The organism is Nocardioides sp., from assembly GCF_036267815.1.
Lineage (GTDB): Bacteria > Actinomycetota > Actinomycetes > Propionibacteriales > Nocardioidaceae > Nocardioides.
In genome coordinates this window covers 1-15,525 of sequence record NZ_DATAVI010000019.1, presented here as the reverse complement: position 1 = coordinate 15,525, position 15,525 = coordinate 1, and the positions used below count along the sequence as shown (strand labels likewise).

Sequence of the window (15,525 nt, the reverse complement as noted above, 5' to 3'; positions counted from 1 at the left end):
TCGTTCGCACCTGACGACTCCGAGTCGACGACGTACGACGTGAACAAGAGCCGGGTCAGCGCGAGACCCGGTGAACAAGGGCCGGGTCAGCGCTCGGCCAGGTAAATTCGGCTCAGCGACGGGGCGCGCCTGTGGGGAGGTGCTTGACCTGAGGGCCTCCTCGGTTCACACTCGGGGGGACGTCTGACCCGCAGGTCGGATGCCATTTGTGGTGCGCGGGTTTCTGCGATACGATCTTTCTTTGCGCCTGCCCTCAAATGCTGATCGCCTACCCGGTGGCTGATTGAAGTGGTGGATGGGCGCGTCTCCGCCTCGTCAGTCGAAGGACAGATCTTGGCCGCGCGCACCACCGCCGATACCTCCACCACCCAGCCGAAGCGCATCTCGTTCGCGAAGATCAGCGAACCGCTCGCAGTCCCCAAGCTCCTCTCGCTCCAGACCGACAGCTTCAACTGGCTGATCGGCAACGAGGCGTGGACCGAGCAGGTCGCGACTCGCGAGGCCGCCGGCGAGGACGTCTCCCACAAGTCCGGTCTGCAGGAGATCTTCGAGGAGATCTCCCCGATCGAGGACTTCTCCGAGACGATGAGCCTGTCGTTCGAGGACCCGGTCTTCTACGACCCGAAGTACACCGTGGAGGAGTGCAAGGAGAAGGACTTCACCTACTCCGCACCTCTCTATGTCTCCGCCGAGTTCACCAACAACGAGACCGGCGAGATCAAGGGCCAGACGGTCTTCATGGGCGACTTCCCGCTCATGTCGTCCCGCGGCACCTTCGTCATCAACGGCACCGAGCGTGTCGTGGTGAGCCAGCTGGTCCGCTCGCCGGGCGTCTACTTCGAGAAGACGGCCGACAAGACCTCGGACAAGGACATCTACACCGCCAAGGTGATCCCGAGCCGTGGCGCCTGGCTGGAGTTCGAGATCGACAAGCGCGACATGGTCGGCGTCCGCCTCGACCGCAAGCGCAAGCAGAACGTCACAGTGCTGCTCAAGGCTCTCGGCTGGACCAACGAGCAGATCCTCGAGGAGTTCGGCGACTACGAGTCGATCCGGCTCACCCTGGAGAAGGACCACACCGAGACCCAGGACGAGGCGCTGCTCGACATCTACCGCAAGCTGCGCCCGGGCGAGCCCCCGACGCGTGAGGCCGCGCAGACGCTGCTGAACAACTACTACTTCAACCCCAAGCGCTACGACCTGGCCAAGGTCGGGCGGTACAAGATCAACAAGAAGCTCGGCCTGCGCGCGGCGTTCGACCAGCAGACGCTGACCATCGACGACATCGTCGCGGCGATCCGCTACATCGTCCGGCTCCACAACGGCGACCTCGACCTGGTCGACAAGGCCGGCACGACATACGTCGACGCCGACGGCAAGCCGATCGAGGTCCAGGCCGACGACATCGACCACTTCGGCAACCGCCGCATGCGGACCGTGGGCGAGCTGATCCAGAACCAGCTCCGCACCGGTCTGGCCCGCATGGAGCGAGTGGTCCGCGAGCGGATGACGACCCAGGACGTCGAGGCGATCACGCCGCAGTCCCTGATCAACATCCGTCCCGTCGTGGCGGCGCTGAAGGAGTTCTTCGGCACCTCCCAGCTGAGCCAGTTCATGGACCAGACCAACCCGATCTCGGGCCTGACCCACAAGCGCCGGCTCAACGCGCTGGGCCCCGGAGGTCTGTCCCGTGACCGGGCCGGCATGGAGGTCCGCGACGTCCACCACAGCCACTACGGCCGGATGTGTCCGATCGAGACCCCCGAGGGTCCCAACATCGGTCTGATCGGGTCGCTGGCCACCTTCGGCCGGATCAACCCGTTCGGCTTCGTGGAGACTCCCTACCGCAAGGTCGTCAAGGGCAAGGTCACCGACCAGATCGACTACCTCACCGCTGACGACGAGGACAAGTACGTCATCGCCCAGGCGAACGCGCCGCTCGACGACAAGAACAAGTTCGCCGAGGAGCGCGTGCTGGTCCGCCAGCGCCACGGTGAGGTCAGCGAGATCCTGGCCGACGAGGTCGACTACATGGACGTCTCGCCGCGCCAGATGGTGTCGGTCGCGACGGCCTTGATCCCGTTCCTGGAGCACGACGACGCGAACCGCGCGCTGATGGGCGCCAACATGCAGCGCCAGGCCGTGCCGCTGATCACCAGCGACGCGCCCCTGGTCGGCACCGGCATGGAGTACCGCGCCGCGGTCGACTCCGGTGACGTGCTGACGGCCGAGAGGGCCGGTGTGGTCAAGGAGGTGTCGGCCGACGCCATCGAGGTGATGAACGACGACGGCACCTACACGACGTACAAGCTCTCGAAGTTCCGCCGCTCCAACCAGGGCACCTGCATCAACCAGCGTCCGCTGGTCGCCGAGGGCGACAAGCTGGCCGAGGGATCGCCGATCGCCGACGGCCCCTGCACCGACGAGGCCGAGATGGCCCTGGGCGCCAACCTCCTGGTGGCCTTCATGCCGTGGCAGGGCAACAACTACGAGGACGCGATCATCCTCAGCCAGCGCCTGGTGCAGGAGGACATCCTCACCTCGATCCACATCGAGGAGCACGAGGTAGACGCGCGCGACACCAAGCTGGGTCCGGAGGAGATCACCCGCGACATCCCCAACGTCTCCGACGAGATGCTGGCCGACCTCGACGAGCGCGGGATCATCCGGATCGGCGCCGAGGTCACCACGGGCGACATCCTGGTCGGCAAGGTCACGCCCAAGGGCGAGACCGAGCTGACCCCGGAGGAGCGGCTGCTGCGCGCGATCTTCGGCGAGAAGGCCCGTGAGGTCCGCGACACCTCGATGAAGGTTCCGCACGGCGAGGAGGGCACCGTCATCGGTGTCCGGCTCTTCGACCGTGAGGAGGGCGACGAGCTGCCGCCGGGCGTCAACCAGCTGGTGCGCGTGTACGTCGCGCAGAAGCGGAAGATCTCGGTCGGCGACAAGCTGGCCGGACGTCACGGCAACAAGGGCGTGATCGCCAAGATCCTGCCGATCGAGGACATGCCGTTCATGGAGGACGGCTCCCCGGTCGACGTGATCCTCAACCCGCTCGGCGTACCCCGCCGGATGAACATCGGGCAGATCCTCGAGCTGCACCTGGGCTGGCTGGCCAAGCAGGGCTGGGACCTCAACCTCTCCGACGACCCGAAGTCCTCGGACTGGAAGCAGCGCCTGATCTCGATCCACGCCGACAAGGCCGACCCCGACACCAACCTGGCGACGCCGGTCTTCGACGGCGCCAAGGAGGACGAGATCACCGGGCTGCTGGGCTCGACACTGCCCAACCGCGACGGTCAGCGGGTGGTCGGCAGAGACGGCAAGGCGCGGCTGTTCGACGGGCGCTCCGGCGACCCGTTCCCCGACCCCGTCTCGGTCGGCTACATGTACATCCTCAAGCTCCACCACCTGGTCGACGACAAGATCCACGCACGGTCGACCGGCCCCTACTCGATGATCACGCAGCAGCCCCTGGGCGGTAAGGCCCAGTTCGGTGGCCAGCGGTTCGGCGAGATGGAGGTCTGGGCGATGGAGGCCTACGGCGCCGCCTACGCCCTCCAGGAGCTGCTGACCATCAAGTCCGACGACGTGCCGGGCCGGGTCAAGGTGTACGAGGCGATCGTCAAGGGCGAGAACATCCCCGACTCCGGGATCCCCGAGTCGTTCAAGGTGCTGGTCAAGGAGATGCAGTCGCTCTGCCTCAACGTCGAGGTGCTGTCGCAGGACGGTTCCCAGATCGAGCTCAAGGACGCCGAGGAAGACGTCTTCCGGGCCGCCGAGGAGCTCGGCATCGACCTGTCCCGTCGCGAGCCCAGCTCGGTCGAAGAAGTCTGAGGAACCCCGGCTCCCGCCGGTCGAGGAGGTCGCTGCGCGACCGTCCCGAGCCAGCGGGAGGCGGGGAGCCCCAGTCCCAGCTCACCAACAGTTTCGAAAAACGAACGAAGGAATGCAGCCACCGTGCTCGATGTGAACTTCTTCGACCAGCTTCGGATCGGCCTGGCCACCGCGGAGGACATCCGCACCTGGAGCCACGGCGAGGTCAAGAAGCCGGAGACGATCAACTACCGCACGCTCAAGCCCGAGCGTGACGGCCTCTTCTGCGAGAAGATCTTCGGTCCCACCCGGGACTGGGAGTGCTACTGCGGCAAGTACAAGCGCGTGCGCTTCAAGGGCATCATCTGCGAGCGCTGCGGCGTCGAGGTGACCCGCAGCAAGGTCCGCCGCGAGCGGATGGGCCACATCGAGCTCGCCGCTCCGGTGACCCACATCTGGTACTTCAAGGGTGTCCCGAGCCGGCTCGGGTACCTCCTCGACCTCGCCCCGAAGGACCTGGAGAAGGTCATCTACTTCGCGGCGTACATGATCACCTCCGTCGACGAGGACGCCCGGCACCGCGACCTGGCCACCCTGGAGAACAAGGTGGGCCTGGAGCGCGAGCGCCTGGAGAAGCGCCGTGACGGTGCCCTCGACGAGCGCGCCAAGAAGCTCGAGGACGACATCGCGACCCTCGAGGAGGAGGGCGCGAAGGCCGACGCCCGCCGCAAGGTGCGCGACGGTGCCGAGCGTGAGATGAAGCAGATCCGCGACCGGGCCCAGCGCGAGCTGGACCGGCTCGAGGAGGTCTGGAGCACCTTCAAGTCGCTGCGGGTCCAAGACCTCATGGGCGACGAGATGCTCTACCGCGAGATGAAGAACTGGTTCGGCAAGTACTTCGAGGGCTTCATGGGCGCGACCGCGATCCAGCGGCGCCTCCAGGACTTCGACATCGAGGCCGAGGTCGCGAGCCTGCGCGACACGATCGCCAACGGCAAGGGCCAGCGCAAGATCCGGGCCCTCAAGCGGCTCAAGGTCGTCGACGCGTTCCGCAAGACCGGCAACAAGCCCCAGGGCATGGTGCTCGACGCCGTTCCGGTGATCCCGCCGGACCTGCGCCCGATGGTCCAGCTCGACGGCGGCCGCTTCGCGACGTCCGACCTCAACGACCTGTACCGCCGGGTGATCAACCGCAACAACCGGCTCAAGCGCCTGCTGGACCTCGGGGCGCCCGAGATCATCGTCAACAACGAGAAGCGGATGCTCCAGGAGGCCGTCGACTCGCTGTTCGACAACGGCCGTCGTGGCCGTCCGGTCACCGGTCCGGGAAACCGGCCGCTGAAGTCGCTGTCCGACATGCTCAAGGGCAAGCAGGGCCGCTTCCGTCAGAACCTCCTCGGCAAGCGCGTCGACTACTCCGGCCGCTCGGTGATCGTGTCCGGCCCGCAGCTGAAGCTGCACCAGTGCGGCCTGCCCAAGCAGATGGCGCTGGAGCTGTTCAAGCCCTTCGTGATGAAGCGGCTGGTCGACCTGTCGCACAGCCAGAACATCAAGTCCGCCAAGCGGATGGTCGAGCGGGCGACGTCGGGTCTGTCCCGGTACGCCGTGGTGTGGGACGTCCTCGAGGAGGTCATCACCGAGCACCCGGTGCTGCTCAACCGCGCGCCGACGCTCCACCGACTCGGCATCCAGGCGTTCGAGCCCCAGCTGATCGAGGGCAAGGCGATCCAGATCCACCCGTTGGTGTGCTCGGCGTTCAACGCCGACTTCGACGGCGACCAGATGGCGGTGCACCTGCCGCTGTCGGCCGAGGCCCAGGCCGAGGCGCGGATCCTGATGCTGTCGACCAACAACATCCTCAAGCCCTCCGACGGTCGTCCGGTGACGATGCCGACGCTCGACATGATCATCGGCCTGTTCTTCCTGACCACCGACCGCGAGGGTGAGCCGGGCGAGGGCCGGGCGTTCTCCACCGTGGCCGAGGCGATCATGGCCTTCGACCGCGGCGAGATCTCGATGCAGAGCAAGGTCCGGATCCGGTTCGACGACATCGTGCCGCCGCTGGAGCTCGGCGAGGACTGGCAGGAGGGTCAGTCGATCACGCTGGAGACGACCTTGGGTCGGGCGCTGTTCAACGACACCCTGCCGGCCGACTACCCCTTCGTGAACTACGAGGTGGGCAAGAAGGCCATGGGCGCGATCATCAACGACCTGGCCGAGCGCTACACCAAGGTCGAGGTCGCGGCGTCCCTGGACGCCCTCAAGGACACCGGGTTCCACTGGGCTACGCGCTCCGGGGTGACGGTCTCGATCGACGACGTCACCACGCCGGCGAAGAAGGCCGAGATCCTGGCCGACTACGAGGCGCAGGCCAGCAAGGTGCAGAAGCAGTTCGAGCGCGGCCTGGTCACCGACGAGGAGCGTCGCCAGGAGCTGGTGGAGATCTGGACCCAGGCCTCCAACGACGTCGCCAAGGAGATGGAGAAGTCCTTCGACAAGACCAACCCGATCTTCATGATGGTCGACTCCGGAGCGTCGGGAAACATGATGCAGATCCGTCAGGTCGCCGCGATGCGAGGCCTGGTGGCCAACCCGCGAGGCGACATCATCCCGCGCCCGATCAAGGCGAACTTCCGGGAGGGCCTGTCGGTGCTGGAGTACTTCATCTCCACCCACGGGGCTCGCAAGGGCCTGGCCGACACCGCGCTCCGCACCGCCGACTCCGGCTACCTCACGCGTCGCCTCGTCGACGTCTCGCAGGACGTCATCATCCGTGAGGACGACTGCGGCACCGAGCGCGGGATGCAGAAGACGATCGGCGTCAAGGGCGAGGACGGCGTGGTCCGCAAGGACGACAACGTCGAGACCTCGGCGTACGCCCGGGCGACGGCCGTCGACATCGTCCACCCCGGGAGCGGCGAGGTGCTGGCCTCGGCCGGCGACGACCTCGGCGACGTGAAGATCGGCGAGCTCGTGGCGGCCGGCATCGAGACGGTGCGGGTGCGGTCGGTGCTCACGTGCGAGGCCAAGACCGGTACCTGCGCCAAGTGCTACGGCCGGTCGCTGGCCACGGGCAAGCTCGTCGACATCGGCGAGGCCGTGGGCATCATCGCCGCGCAGTCGATCGGTGAGCCGGGCACGCAGCTGACGATGCGTACCTTCCACACCGGTGGCGTGGCTTCGGCCGACGACATCACCCAGGGCCTGCCGCGGGTCCAGGAGATCTTCGAGGCGCGCATCCCCAAGGGACGCTCGCCGATCTCCGAGGCCGCCGGACGGATCGAGATCGAGGAGACCGACAAGACCCGCAAGATCCTGGTCACCCCCGACGACGGCTCCGAGGTGCTGGAGTACCCCGTCTCGAGGCGGTCGCGCCTGCTGGTCGCCGACGGCGACCACATCGAGGTCGGTCAGATGCTCACCGTCGGGACTCCGGAGCCGCACGAGGTGCTGCGCATCCTGGGCGTCCGCAAGGCGCAGGAGCACCTGGTCGAGGAGGTCCAGGCCGTCTACCGCAGCCAGGGCGTGTCGATCCACGACAAGCACATCGAGATCATCGTGCGGCAGATGCTGCGCCGGGTCACGGTGATCGAGTCGGGCGACACCAACCTGCTGCCCTCCGACCTGGTCGACCGGGCGAGGTTCGAGGAGGAGAACCGCCGCGTCGTCTCCGAGGGCGGCAAGCCGGCCTCGGGGCGTCCGGTGCTGATGGGGATCACCAAGGCCTCGCTGGCCACCGAGTCGTGGCTCTCGGCCGCCTCCTTCCAGGAGACGACCCGGGTGCTGACCGACGCGGCGATCCACGCGCGCTCCGACAGCCTGCGCGGGCTGAAGGAGAACGTCATCATCGGCAAGCTCATCCCGGCCGGCACCGGCCTGGAGCGCTACCGCAACATCCGGGTCGAGCCGACCGAGGAGGCCCGGGCCGCGGCGTACGCCGTGACCGGGTACGACGCCTACGACTACGAGTTCGGCAATGCCGGCACGCAGGCCGTCGCCCTGGACGACTTCGACTTCGGCTCCTACCAGAACTGATCAGTTGAGCTGGCCCTCCGGGCGCGTTGAGCTGGCCCTCGGGGCCGGCCAGCGCGGCTCTCACGGCGTCCCGTGAGCCGGGAGGGCCGACTCAACGCGCCCGGAGGGCCAACTCAACGAGGTGGCTCGGGGCGGTTCGGGTGGGGGAGGGTCGCCTTGAGAGGATCGGCGCCATGACCGCGCGCGAGGAGACCGACGTCCTCGTGGTCGGTGCGGGTCCGGCCGGCTCGGCCACCGCGGCCTGGCTGGCGCGGCTGGGCGTCGACGTGCTGCTCACCGACGCGGCCGTGTTTCCGCGCGACAAGACGTGCGGCGACGGACTCACCCCGCGGGCGATCGGCGAGCTGGAGCGGCTCGGACTGGGTGACTGGCTGCGCGCGCACACGGTCAACCGCGGCCTTCGCGCGCACGGCTTCGGCCAGACGGTGCTGCTGCCCTGGCCGGGAGGCACCCTCCCCGACTGGGGCTCGGCCGTCGCGCGCACCGAGCTGGACGACCACCTCCGCACGACCGCGATCAAGGCCGGCGCCCGCGCGGTCGACGGCGCCCGCGCGGTCGACGTACGCCGAGCGGGCGGAGCAGTGAGCAGCGTGACCTTCGCCCGTGGCGAGGACCTGCTCGAGGTCGGATGCCGGCGGCTCGTGGTGGCCGACGGGGTGCGCTCACCGCTGGGCAAGATGCTGGGCCGAGAGTGGCACCGCGACACGGTGTACGGCGTGGCGGGGCGCTCGTACGTCACCTCGACGATGTCCGACGACCCGTGGATCAGCTCGCACCTGGAGCTGCGCGGCGAGCACCACGAGGTCCTCTCCGGCTACGGCTGGATCTTCCCGCTGGGCTCCTCGACCGGAGCCGGCGAGGTGAACCTGGGCGTCGGCACGCTGGCGACGGCGAAGCGGCCGGCCGACCTCAAGGTCCGCGCCCTGATGTCGTCGTACGCCGACGGCGTGCGCGAGTCGTTCGGGCTCGGCGACGAGCTCCGGGCACCGACCAGCGCGCTGCTGCCCATGGGCGGCGCCGTCACCGGCGTCGCGGGGCCCAACTGGGCGCTGGTCGGCGACGCGGCGGCCTGCGTCAACCCACTCAACGGCGAGGGCATCGACTACGGCCTGGAGGGCGGGCGCCTCGTGGCCGAGCTCCTCGCCGAGGGTGCCGACCTCGCCATGGCCTGGCCGGCGGTGCTGACCGAGCACTACGGCGAGGCCTTCTCCATCGCCCGCCGGCTGGCGGGCCTGGTCACCGTGCCCAGGCTGCTGGCGGCGCTGGGGCCGGTGGGGATGCGCTCGGACTGGCTGATGACCCTGGCCCTGCGGTGGATGGGCAACCTGGTCACCGACGACGACCGCGACCGGGCCGCCCGGGTGTGGCGCTGGGCGGGTCGACACTCGCAGGCCCGCGACGCGCGACCGCCCTTCTCCTGACAGGATGGCCGGACGTCGTTCCACGAGGAGATGTCCATGGCCAAGGCCCTGCCGAAGGTGCAGCGGGTCGCGGCGTACGGGCTCATCGTGCGCGACGGACAGATCCTGCTGACCCAGCTGGCGCACCGGATCTCCTCCCGCGAGCGCTGGCACCTGCCGGGTGGCGGCGTCGACCACGGTGAGGACCCACGCGACGCGCTCGTGCGCGAGATCCGCGAGGAGACGGGCCTGGACGCCCAGGTGGGGGAGACGGCTCGCGTCTACTCCGCGCACCGTCCCTCGATGTGGCGCCAGGGCCGCCGCTGGGACTACCAGGCCCTGCGGATCGTGTACGACGCGTGGGTGCCGGCCGACGCGCCGGCGCCGCGCGTCCTGGAGGTCGACGGCTCGACGATGGCGGTGGCCTGGCACCCGGTGGCCGACGTCCGCTCCGGCGCCCTCCCGGTGACCGACATCGCCGCGGAGGCGCTCGCCGACCACGAGCCCTTCCGGCTCCAGCGGGTCGGCGTCTACGCGCTGGTCGAGCGCGGAGAGGCCGTGCTGCTCACCCGGATCTCCGATCGGGGGTTCCACACGGGGTCCTGGACGCTGCCCGGCGGCGGTCTCGACCACGGCGAGTCCCCGCGTGACGGGCTGGTGCGCGAGGTCGCCGAGGAGTGCGGCGTCGACTGCGAGGTGGGCGAGCTCCTCGACGTCCACGACCTGCACTTCGGGGGGACGTCGCCGTCCGGGCGCTTCGAGGACTTCCACGGGGTGCACCTCGTCTTCCGGGCCACGGTCGCCGGCGACGCCCAGCCGCACGTCGCGGAGGTGGACGGCACCACCGACGCCGTGGCCTGGGTGCCGCTGCGCGAGATCGAGGCGGGGGAGCGGCCGGTGCTCGACGTGGTCCGGGCCGCGCTGGCCGCATCGCACGCGACCTAGACTGACCCGGTGAACCCCCGGCACCGGCGACTCGTCATTCCGGTCGCCCTGGTGGGGCTGCTGCTCATCGTCGTCGTCTCGGCGGTCGTGCGGCGATGACCGAGCCGCTCGACCTCGCGCTGGCCGGCCTGCGCGAGACGCTCCTGGATGCCGACGGCCTGGTCCGCGCGGTCGCCGCGGGGCGACGGCGCGGCGCTCCGGCGCCGTGGCGCCGGGTCGAGCTGCGCTACGTCGACCTGAAGACCGGGCGCCACCTCCAGGTCACGTCCTACGACCAGACCCAGGCCCACACCAGCAACCACCCGGTGGGGACGCCGGCCGAGCAAGCGGTCGACGAGCTGCTCGAGCTGCCGTTCGGCAACTGGCACGCCGAGAGCGCGACCGAGAGCGTCCAGGTGCGGGTCACCAAGAAGGGCGGAGCGGCCGTCCATCGGCGACGGGTCGCGTCCGAGGAGGGTGTCCAGGAGGCCCGCCGCGATCACGACCGCGACAAGGGACGCCTGCTGCCCCAGGACGACCCGGTGTTCCGGGCGCTGGGTCTCAGCGATCACCAGGGCCGGATCAAGCCGAGCCGGCAGGGCAAGTATCGCCAGGTCGAGGAGTTCCTCCGGATCCTCGACAGCTCGGTGCGCGAGGCCCTGGAGAAGGGACACCTGCGGACGCCGACACCCCAGGAGCCGCTCCAGGTCGTCGACCTCGGCTGCGGCAACGCCTACCTCACCTTCGTCACCGAGCGCTATCTCCGGCACGTGCGCGGCCTGCCGGTGCACCTGACCGGGATCGACCAGCGCGAGCAGTCCCGGGCACACAACGAGCGGCTCGCCGCCGAGCTCGGAGCCGCCGCAACCTTCGTGACCTCCTCGATCGCCGACGCGTCGCCCGGTCTGGGGCCAGGGGTGCGCCCGGACGTCGTGCTCGCCCTGCACGCCTGCGACACGGCCACCGACGACGCGCTCGCCCGCGCCGTGCAGTGGGAGGCGCCGCTGGTGCTGGCCGCTCCCTGCTGCCACCACGACATCGCCAGCCAGCTGCGCCGACAGGGCCCGCCCGCGCCGTACGCGATGCTCACCAAGGACGGCATCCTGCGCGAACGGCTGGCCGACACCCTGACCGACGCACTCAGGGCGTCGCTGTTGCGCCAGCAGGGCTACCGCGTCGAGGTGATGCAGTTCGTCGGCAGTCGGCACACGCCCCGGAACACTCTTGTCCGGGCGCTCAGGACAGGTACCGTGTCCGGCACCATGAACCCGCGCCGTGAGTATGACGACCTGGTCAGCGCCTGGGGGATCTCCCCCCGGCTGGGCGAGCTGCTGGACCCGCGGTGAGCCGGGCCTTCCGACGCCGGCGCCGGAGGTGGTCGGTGGCGCTGGTCGCACTGCCCCTGGCGTCCTTCCTGCTGGGCTCCCTGGAGCTCGGCGCCCAGGCGTCGTCGCCCGCAGCCCGGACCTCGGTCCTGTTCGTCGTCCACGACCGCGACATCGACGAGGACAGCGCCCTGGTGCAGGCCGGTCGGCTCTTCGTGACGACCAACGACAGCGGCGACGCGGCCCGCATCTTCACGATGAACGCGCGGGGCCGCACCGTGGGGGTCACCCACTGGGCGAAGCGCCAGACGGACTGCGAGGCGATCGCGCCGATCAACGCGGGTCACGTGTGGGTGGGCGACATCGGCGACAACGACTCCGTGCGCAGGTCCATCGTGGTCAGCAGGGTGCCGGTCGGGCGCGGTAACCGCACGGTGCGTCCCGCGAAGTACCACCTGGTCTACCCCGACGGCCCGCACAACGCCGAGACCCTGATGCGCGATCCGGACAGCGGCCGGCTCTTCATCGTGACCAAGAGCCCCACCGGCGGGACCCTCTACTCGGTGCCCAAGCCGCTGAGCCGCACCCACACCAACATGCTCACCCCGCTGGCGTCGGTGCCGTTGGTGAAGGCCACCGACGGTGCGTTCTTCCGCAGCGGCGAGTACTTCGTGGTCCGCGACTACGAGAAGGCGGTTCTCTACGCCTGGCCGAGCCTGAGGCAGGTCGGGACGTTCCGGCTTCCGTCGCAGGAGCAGGGCGAAGGGCTGGCGACCGACACCGGCGGCTCCGTCTTCCTGTCCTCGGAAGGGACCCTGCAACCGGTCCTCCACTACCGCCTGCCCGCCAAGCTCCGCCGGATCCTCAAGACCGCGCCGGCGGCGTGATAGGTGCCGCAGACGTTCGCGGCGCTGCTCGCCGCCGTGCCGTTCGCGCTCGGCGTCGTGACCAGCGGGTCCGGGTCGTCGGGCACCCAGGTGCTCCACCTCGCCGACCCGGCGATCGTCGAGGCCAGCGACCTCGTGGTGCAGGGCGGTCTGTTCCTGACGACCAACGACTCCGGCGACACCGGCCGCGTCTTCGCGGTCGACTCAACCGGGCGGACCGTGGGCGTCACGCACTGGTCGAGCCACCCGATCGACACCGAGGCCCTGGCGCCGGGCGGCGGTGACACCGTCTGGGTCGGCGACATCGGCGACAACCTCGCCCGCCGGCCGTTCGTCGACGTCGCGCGGGTCGCGGTCGGACCCGGCCGGCGCACCGAGCACCCCACGACGTACCGGCTCCGCTACCCCGACGGTCCGGCCGACGCCGAGACCCTGGTGCGCAACCCGAGGACGGGGCGGCTCTACATCGCCACCAAGAGCGTCTTCGGCGGCGTGCTCTACGCCGTGCCCACGCGGCTCGGCAGGTCCGGGGTCAACCGGCTGCGGCCGGTCGGACGCGTGCTGCCGGTCGCGACCGACGGTGCGTTCTTCCCCGACGGCAGGCACCTGCTGGTGCGCAGCTACGCCACGGCGGTGGTCTACGACTGGCCGTCGTTGCAGCCGGCGGGCTCGTTCGCGCTGCCCCGGGAGCGCCAGGGGGAGGGCATCGCGGTGGCCGACGACGGGCGCGTCTACGTGTCCTCGGAGGGCGCGGACTCCCTGGTCCTGCGGGTGCGGGTGCCGCCGCGGATCGAGGCGGAGGTCGGGCCGCCGGTCGAGTCCGCCGGCCCGGGACTGCGTCCGGAGGTCGCGCCGGTCTCCTCCGAGGAGCCCTCCCGCAGCCCCTGGCCCTGGGTCACCGGAGGGCTGCTCGGTCTCGTCGCGATCGTCGTCCTGGTCCGCTCCCTGCGACCGCCGGCCCGCTAGCCGGTCTCGCGGGACTGACCTCGCCTGTCCTGCGCCGGAGCCTGCCCCGCACGACGGGCTCGGCTCGGTGGCCTCCTCCCGGCTCGCATGCGACGGCCCCGGTGGGATACGTGGACGCCGTGAGAGTGGGAGGGCGGATGTGGCGCGGCTGAGGCGGAGCTCGCCGGCCGACCCGGGCTGGAGCCGCCGACGCGCGGGCTCCGGGTTCGTCTACCTCGACCACGGGGGCACCCGGCTCCGGGTCGAGGACGCCGAGCGGGTCAAGGGCCTGGTGATCCCGCCGGCCTGGCGCGACGTGTGGATCTGCCCGTGGCCGAACGGACACCTCCAGGCGGTCGGGACCGACGACGCCGGACGCCGGCAGTACCTCTACCACCCCGACTGGCGGCTCCGACGCGATGCGGCCAAGCACGCCCACGTGCTGGAGTTCGCGCGCGTGCTCTCCCGTGCCCGAGAGCGGGTTCTCAGTGACCTGGGAGCTGCGGGGATGTCGCGCGAACGCGCCTGCGCGACCGCCGTGCGCCTGCTGGACCTGGGGTGCTTCCGGATCGGCAACGACGTGTACGCCGACCAGAACGGCAGCTTCGGCCTGACCACCCTCCAGCGCCGGCACGTCCGCAAGCGCGGCTCGTCGCTGGTCTTCGACTTCGTCGGCAAGTCCGGCGTCCGGCACGAGGTGAGGATCGACGACCCGCCCACCGTGGTCGCGCTGGACGTGATGCGGGCACGCCGTGCTCCCGCCGAGGTCGAGCTGCTGGCCTGGAAGGAGCGCGGACGCTGGCACGACCTCACCGCGTCGCACGTGAACGACTACGTGCGCGACGCCGCCGGGGTGGACGCCACCGCCAAGGACTTCCGGACCTGGCATGCCACGGTGCTGGCGGCCGCCTCCCTGGCCTCCTCCGAGGAGCCGGGCCGGAGCAAGGCCTCGAAGAGGCGTGCCGTCGTGGCCGCGATGAAGGAGGTCGCGGAGTTCCTCGGGAACACCCCCGCCCTCGCGCGCTCGTCGTACGTCGACCCGCGCGTCGTCGACGCCTACGAGGAGGGGCGCACGATCCGGGCCGCCTGTCGCCGCAAGGTCGCGTCGCCGGACGAGCGACAGGCCGTCCTCGAGCGCGCCGTCCTGCGGCTGCTGCGCACGGCGTGAGGCGGCCGGGGTCCCCGGACCCGGAATGCGGGTTCCCGGGGCGGCGGCGTTCGGCCAAGGTGGTGGCATGGAGCTGACCGTCGTCCTGGGCGACATCACCGAGCAGGAGGTGGATGCCGTGGTGAACGCCGCCAGCCGAGCGATGCGCGGCGGTGCGGGTGTCGACGGGGCCATCCACCGGGCAGGCGGCTCCGAGGTGCTCGCGGACTGCATCCGCCGCTTCCCGCACGGGCTGGCCACCGGTGATGCCGGCTGGACCACCGCCGGGCACCTGCGAGCTCGCTGGGTGATCCACGTGGTGGGGCCGAACTGGGGTCGTGGCGAGCGCGACCGGTCGCTCCTGACGTCGTGCTACGCGCGGGCCCTCGAGGTTGCCGACGAGCTGGGTGCGCGGTCGGTGGCCTTCCCCCTGGTGTCGGCGGGGGCCTACAGCTGGCCCAAGGACGACGCGGTCGCGGCCGCCGCGCAGACGCTCCGGGCCACGCCGACGTCTGTCGACGAGGCGCGGATGGTGGCCTTCGACGCCGCGACGTACTCCGCCCTGGAGGCGGCGGTGGCGGATGGCTGAGCCGTCGCGTCCGGTGTTCGTGCTCCACGAGCACCGCAAGCCGGCGCCTCACTACGACCTGCGGCTCGAGGAGAACGGCGTGCTGCGGTCATGGGCGGTGCCCAAGGGGATGCCGCCCGACTCGCGGACCGACCGGCTCGCGGTCGCCGTCGGCGACCACGACCTGGACCACGCGACGTACACCGACGCCGACAAGGACATCGCGGACACGGGCTGGTGGGAGCTGGAGGACCGCACGCAGAAGCGCTTCGTGTTCGTGTTGCACGGTCGTGCGGGGCCTCGTCGCTACGCCCTCATCGACACCGGCTCGGGCTGGCTCCTCCACCTCACCAAATCCCAACCCCCTCGTTGAGTGGTGAGTTCTGACCTGTTGAGTGGCGAGTTCTGACCCAGTGAGATGCGCCTTTCGACCCGTCGAGTTGGCCCGGGAGGGCCAAACTCGACGGGTCGAAAGGCG

Annotated in this window: 10 protein-coding genes; all 10 read left to right on the top strand. The window is 70.2% G+C overall.

The annotated features are described in order from the left end of the window. Positions 1-333: 333 nt before the first annotated feature. The 10 genes from rpoB (at position 334) to VHW64_RS03235 (ending at position 15,420) form a co-directional block, all read left to right on the top strand. A complete protein-coding gene (gene rpoB, locus VHW64_RS03280) occupies positions 334-3,837 on the top strand; it encodes a DNA-directed RNA polymerase subunit beta (RefSeq protein WP_329649079.1) in 3,504 nt (1,167 codons plus the stop codon). 123 nt (positions 3,838-3,960) lie between these two features. Continuing rightward, positions 3,961-7,851, top strand: a complete 3,891-nt coding sequence (locus tag VHW64_RS03275) for a DNA-directed RNA polymerase subunit beta' (protein WP_329649078.1) — start codon at positions 3,961-3,963, stop codon at positions 7,849-7,851. 173 nt (positions 7,852-8,024) lie between these two features. Then, positions 8,025-9,272, top strand: a complete 1,248-nt coding sequence (locus tag VHW64_RS03270; RefSeq protein ID WP_329649077.1) for a geranylgeranyl reductase family protein — start codon at positions 8,025-8,027, stop codon at positions 9,270-9,272. A 36-nt stretch (positions 9,273-9,308) separates the two neighbouring features. Next, complete coding sequence (locus tag VHW64_RS03265) at positions 9,309-10,196, top strand: NUDIX domain-containing protein (RefSeq protein ID WP_329649076.1); 888 nt, start codon at positions 9,309-9,311, stop codon at positions 10,194-10,196. Positions 10,197-10,291: 95 nt separating this feature from the next. Further along, positions 10,292-11,521, top strand: coding sequence for an SAM-dependent methyltransferase (locus VHW64_RS03260; RefSeq protein ID WP_329649075.1), 1,230 nt, complete (start codon positions 10,292-10,294; stop codon positions 11,519-11,521). Between the two features lie 35 nt (positions 11,522-11,556). Further along, a complete protein-coding gene (locus VHW64_RS03255; protein WP_329649074.1) occupies positions 11,557-12,387 on the top strand; it encodes a hypothetical protein in 831 nt (276 codons plus the stop codon). 3 nt (positions 12,388-12,390) lie between these two features. Continuing rightward, the gene (locus tag VHW64_RS03250) at positions 12,391-13,353 is read left to right on the top strand and encodes a hypothetical protein (RefSeq protein ID WP_329649073.1); all 963 of its coding nucleotides are present in this window, start codon (positions 12,391-12,393) and stop codon (positions 13,351-13,353) included. 139 nt (positions 13,354-13,492) lie between these two features. Further along, positions 13,493-14,500: a DNA topoisomerase IB gene (locus VHW64_RS03245; RefSeq protein WP_329649072.1), complete on the top strand. Its 1,008-nt coding sequence runs from the start codon at positions 13,493-13,495 to the stop codon at positions 14,498-14,500. Positions 14,501-14,567: 67 nt separating this feature from the next. Further along, the gene (locus VHW64_RS03240) at positions 14,568-15,068 is read left to right on the top strand and encodes a macro domain-containing protein (RefSeq protein WP_329649071.1); all 501 of its coding nucleotides are present in this window, start codon (positions 14,568-14,570) and stop codon (positions 15,066-15,068) included. Beyond that, a complete protein-coding gene (locus tag VHW64_RS03235; protein WP_329649070.1) occupies positions 15,061-15,420 on the top strand; it encodes a DNA polymerase ligase N-terminal domain-containing protein in 360 nt (119 codons plus the stop codon). Before VHW64_RS03240 ends, VHW64_RS03235 begins: the two co-directional genes overlap by 8 nt. Positions 15,421-15,525 lie beyond the last annotated feature (105 nt).